Origin of the sequence: Arthrobacter sp. A2-55 (genome assembly GCF_025548615.1) — a bacterium.
GTDB classification, from domain to species: Bacteria; Actinomycetota; Actinomycetes; order Actinomycetales; family Micrococcaceae; genus Specibacter; species Specibacter silviterrae.
In genome coordinates, this window is sequence record NZ_JAJLOZ010000124.1 from 1 (window position 1) to 4,697 (window position 4,697).

4 protein-coding genes are annotated in these 4,697 nt (G+C 62.1%); 2 read left to right on the forward strand and 2 right to left on the reverse strand.

Going from position 1 to position 4,697, the window contains the following annotated elements; translation table 11 throughout:
• Positions 1 to 363: 363 nt before the first annotated feature.
• Together LPN03_RS20380 and LPN03_RS20385 are read right to left on the reverse strand one after the other, a co-directional pair.
• Positions 364 to 1,461: a DDE-type integrase/transposase/recombinase gene (locus LPN03_RS20380; protein ID WP_262455707.1), complete on the reverse strand. Its 1,098-nt coding sequence runs from the start codon at positions 1,459 to 1,461 to the stop codon at positions 364 to 366.
• Positions 1,462 to 1,561: 100 nt separating this feature from the next.
• Positions 1,562 to 2,083, reverse strand: a complete 522-nt coding sequence (locus LPN03_RS20385; RefSeq protein ID WP_262455708.1) for a helix-turn-helix domain-containing protein — start codon at positions 2,081 to 2,083, stop codon at positions 1,562 to 1,564.
• A gap of 1,225 nt (positions 2,084 to 3,308) precedes the next feature.
• Here LPN03_RS20385 and LPN03_RS20390 point away from each other — a divergent pair.
• Together LPN03_RS20390 and LPN03_RS20395 are read left to right on the forward strand one after the other, a co-directional pair.
• Positions 3,309 to 3,764, forward strand: a complete 456-nt coding sequence (locus LPN03_RS20390) for a helix-turn-helix domain-containing protein (RefSeq protein ID WP_262455710.1) — start codon at positions 3,309 to 3,311, stop codon at positions 3,762 to 3,764.
• A gap of 65 nt (positions 3,765 to 3,829) precedes the next feature.
• A complete protein-coding gene (locus tag LPN03_RS20395) occupies positions 3,830 to 4,423 on the forward strand; it encodes a PIN domain-containing protein (protein WP_262455711.1) in 594 nt (197 codons plus the stop codon).
• The last annotated feature ends 274 nt before the right edge of the window (positions 4,424 to 4,697 follow it).

Here is a 4,697-nt window from a genome sequence, read left to right on the forward strand (position 1 = left end):
GGTGGCCCTGTGGCCCTGTGGCCCTGTGTTCCTGTGCCCCTGGCGGCACGCCGCCGGCACGCCGCCAGGGGCACAGGAACACAGGGCCACAGGGCCACAGGGCCACCAGTTCACGTCCCCGCCATGGTGACGCCCGCTCCAGGACGCATCCCAGGACACAACACAGCGAAGCCGGCCCTCCCCGTACAGGCATGCAGCCCCGGGCCAAACAGGCCGCCACGCGAAAAGAACCCGAGGCAAAGAGCCTTGCCAGCATCCACTGCGGCAAGACGACGCCCGCCCGACGCCAGCAAGCCCGCGCCGCGCCAGCCGGCCGGCCGGCCGGCCACAACAACCAAGCCCCGCCCCGGACAGGGGTGGCCGTCAAGGGCCGCCACTCCCTGCCACCGCCCGGGCCGGCCAGGACGCCGGGACCGGACGCCGGGACCGGGGAGGAACACTCGCCCCGCCCGAGGCCCGTACGGCCACCGTGCGGCACCCGGAGCAACGCAGCACGCCATGGCTGCAGCGGACATGCGCCCTTAGCCGCTCCTGCCCCAGTTGCCACATTCCCCCGCCAACGAACCCCGCCAACGAACCCCAACCACCGCCATCGGCGCCGCCGGCGCCAGACACATTGGGCAAGGCCCGCCAGGGCCGGATCCCGAGCTTCGCGCAGGTCCTGGCCAGGGATTTGTCACTCATCGCGGCCCCGTTGTCGAGGTAGGCGACGTCGGGGATTCCGTGGGTTTGCAGGGCCGGGCGCAACACCGCTGAGAGGCGGATGGCGTCCTCGGCCCAGGCCCAGCGGGCGGTCGTGACCATGCGGGAATGATCATCGAGGAACGCGAACAGATACGTTTTCCTCCCGCCGATGCGGGGGCCGTGGAGGGCGTCACCAACCCAAATTTCATTCGAGACCGCCGTTTCGAAGCGGCCGGTGGCCACCGGCCTGGCACCGGTGGAAATGTTCCTCGCCCTAAAGTGGCGCAGCAGGGTCGTCTCCGAGGGGGCCTGGCCCAGGGTCTCGGTGATGATCCGCTTGACCTGGGCCGCGGTCCGGTTCGGTTTCTCACGCTTGAGCGACTCGGCCAGGACGAGCACGGTCGGATCAGTCCCGCCCGTGGTGGCGCGTTCTTCGGGTTTCAGCCCGTCGAACCCGCCCTCGTGCCAGGCCTTGACCCACCGGTCCAGGGTCTCCCTGGAGTAGCGGCGGGTCCCGCCAAACGGCCACGGATGATCCACGGCCGCCAACGCCCGCACCAACGGCCCACGCTGGCGGGTGCTCAACGACGGATCCGCCACGCCCCGGATCACCTGGTAACGGAACAACGCAATATTGTCCCGATGTTCCTTGCGCATCAACGGTGTGGTGGCCCGCGGTGCCGGATTCGCCGGCACCGCCGAAACCAGCGGTATCGCGGCTCCCGGCGGCACCAGGGCAGGGTCAAACCGATCGGGCAGCTGGGCTGAAGCACTCATCAAGTAAAAATTTCCTTCCAGTGGGGTCAAACACAAGGACCGCACCACCGCCGGCAAAGCGGAAATGGCACGTGAACCCCACCTTGGCCCATTTACCGCACTAGCGGCAGGGCGGGCTGGTGTTGCACCCATCGGGCCATCCAACCCTGCTAAAGAACCACGGCCCATGAGCAAACAAGGCAGCATACTGCCACGGCACCGTGACCACGGACTGGGCAACGGCGCGGTGCAGATGGGCCAGCACCCGGGCATGGGCCATCACCATGCCCAAGGCGTTGGATTTCCACGTGGGGGCAGGTCCCGGCCAGAACCCCAACGCCTCGGCAGTGCCCCGGTGCACCCGGAGCGCGAATGCTGCCATGACCGCCGGGGCGTTGGCGCTGAAGGTCCGCAGCCAATCCCGGACGGTGGTCTCCGGGCGGCCGAGGACCGCAGCGATCTTCCGGTGCCCGGCACCCTGCACGATGTTCAGCTCCACGGCCTCGGCGATCACCCCCGCATGATCGGCCCGGCGGGCGGCCAGCCCCGGCGGGAGCAGGATATGGGTCGCTGCGCAGTCGCTGCAGCGGGCCCGGCGCGGGGTGAACAGCCGGCCCACCACCGGCACCCCACACCGGATCACACGCCCCACCCCGAACCCCCAGGGCCGCAGCCGGCCAGGACAGAGCGGACAGGCCAGCTCCCGTCCCAAAAGCTGGAATTCGACAGTGTCTGGATCGTGGCTTACGGTAAGCACAGCGCGACTCATTTCGCGTCAGAACGAGACTGGTGCGGCCTTAGAAACTGGCACCGGTCTCGTTCGTCTTTAAACCTTGAACCAAAATCCAAGGTCAGGGTCTGTCGTCAGCCTGACGCCGCCAACGAAGAAGGTCAAGAGGCAAAAAGGAAAACCAGGGAAACCACGACCCATCGTCAGGCAACGCGGCCACTCACAGTCATCCACTGCGACGCGTAACACATGAGGAAGCTAGGGCCTCGTACACGCGGAACCCAGGCCACCCAGGAAAGGAGTACCAGCTCTATCGTGGCTACGGTCGCCAATCAAACACTGGCTGCCAGCCCCATGACCACGCACGATTTGACGCCTGGTCCAAAGGTGACAGCTCATAAAGAGCAGTCACTCAGGGCACTAGAAGAAGAGATCAATTGGCTCTGTAGCAACGCAACGGACCAAGGCTGGTCAGTAATCAAACGAAACCCCACGCTGCTCCGGTTACGCTCCCCAAAAGGCAAAGAGTTCACACTCACACACAATCGTCCGGCTAGCACCAGGGTCGAATTGAGAAAGTTTGTCGTCGAGCTACGAGCTAACGGATTGCGTGTCAACCGAGCACTTCAGGGTGCAGTCGAAAATTCCCCCTTCGGCTAAAACCGTGAGGACCCCCCTCGCGCCTTCTGCCATCTCAATGTCACAGTCAACGCGAGGGGAATAGCGCTCAAACCCGGCCGCTTACCGAGAGCACCTGTTAAGGCCGCTGCACCTTGGCTCCGTCCCTGAATTGCTGAGGAGGTGTGGCATCGCGCCACAGCACCACCTGGGTGCCTCCGCACAACTTGTAACTCGGCCCTAAAAGCATACGCGATTATCTACGGCGGCCGCCCGGTTCCAATAGAAATACCGCCTCGGAGACACATCTAGGAGCTGTTCCAACAAGCCACATTCACGCTGCCTCCCACCAATGAGAAGTCGGCCATGGCAGGAGTGGCTCGAAACTCCTAAGTCACCCCAAGTCCCCACATGCGGGACTTCTCTCAAAGTAGGATGAAGCCACAACTGTCACTTGCACTTATAAGTGCAAATGACATACGGTGTTGTAGGTAGAGCAAACATTGCAAAGGAGGCGAAAATGTCTGCCCTGTTGGATAGAAGCCAAAAGACAGTGGTCACCACCACTGCACAAGAGAGCGAGCAGGCAAGGCAACTTGCCCTCCGTCTGGAATCTGATCAAACCGCCAACGCCACCCTGGCACTCAAAAACGTCGCTGGACAACCTGTCGAAGCACCCGTGGAATTGACAGCCCTCCTTCGCCGAGTGGTCGAGATAATCGGTCGTGGCGGCACGGTGACGATCGGCTCCCTCCCCAAGGAACTGACAACCACTACAGCCGCCAAGATGCTCGGAGTATCTCGGCCTACCCTCATGCAACTCATCCAGAAAAACGAGCTGCCAGCCCACAAAGTTGGGTCACACACCCGGGTTCTAACCGAGGACGTCCATAGTTACAGAGCCGCAAGAACTGCGACCCGACAAAGCGGCCTCAACGAGCTTCGCGCCCTTGAGGACGAATTGGGCCTCGACTAGTAGATAACGGTGACCGCCGAGCCTGTACCATTCAGCTTATGAGCTCGGCGGTCACCATTGTCCTAGTGGACGCAAACATCCTCTACTCCCGCACACTCCGGGATTGGATCGCACTCCTTCAAATTCAATCTGAAGGTTTGTTCAGCGTGGCCTGGACCGAAGACATCATGGTTGAGACCCTGTACCACCTCCGCAAAGACCACCCACTATGGGCAGATGCGCAGATCGCAGGGATGCGCCAAAACCTTGAGAAGACCTTCAAGGGCGGCCAGATTTCCGGATTCGAAATTGACCCTACGATTCAATACCCGGACATCTTCGATGCTCACATACATGCCGCCGCCACTCATGGATCCGTAGACATAGTGGTCACGATGAACGGCAAAGACTTCCCGGATAGCGACGAACTTCCTTACGAGATCTATCACCCGGATGACTTCCTCCTGCTAGTTGACGATGCAAATCCGGAGGGTGTTTTCAAAGTCTGCGAGCAGCAGCTGTGCTACTTCCACGGAAAATCATCAGGCACGGATGGTGTCGATCTTCCACTCAGTCTAAAAAATGCCGGCGCCCCCTTGTTTGCTTCCCGTGTGCGATCGCATCTGCAGCGGGTGGACATGGGCATCTTAAAAACCGCATCTACCCGCGATCCCGCATAAGCCACCACGAAAACACCCACCACGCTGAGTCCGCGTCAGCCAGCCCATGGGCCCAGATTCAGTCGTTTTCGCTTGTTTTCCAGACTGTCCAGGCCAAAACCTGAGCCGCTGCGCACCGACACTGCTCCAGGTGCCGCGCTCCACGATCTACGGACACCTCGACAAAGCAAGCATCGGACGACGGCCCACCACCAGCGTCACCGACCAGACGTAACAGCAACTCAGGCGTAGCGGACAAGCCCATGCGTTCCTACCCAACTGGCTTAGAAAATCC

Excerpts from the sequence above, each read along its gene's own strand:
- LPN03_RS20380 (WP_262455707.1), bottom strand. The coding sequence starts at position 1,461 with ATGAGTGCTTCAGCCCAGCTGCCCGATCGGTTTGACCCTGCCCTGGTG.
- LPN03_RS20390 (WP_262455710.1), top strand. The coding sequence starts at position 3,309 with ATGTCTGCCCTGTTGGATAGAAGCCAAAAGACAGTGGTCACCACCACT.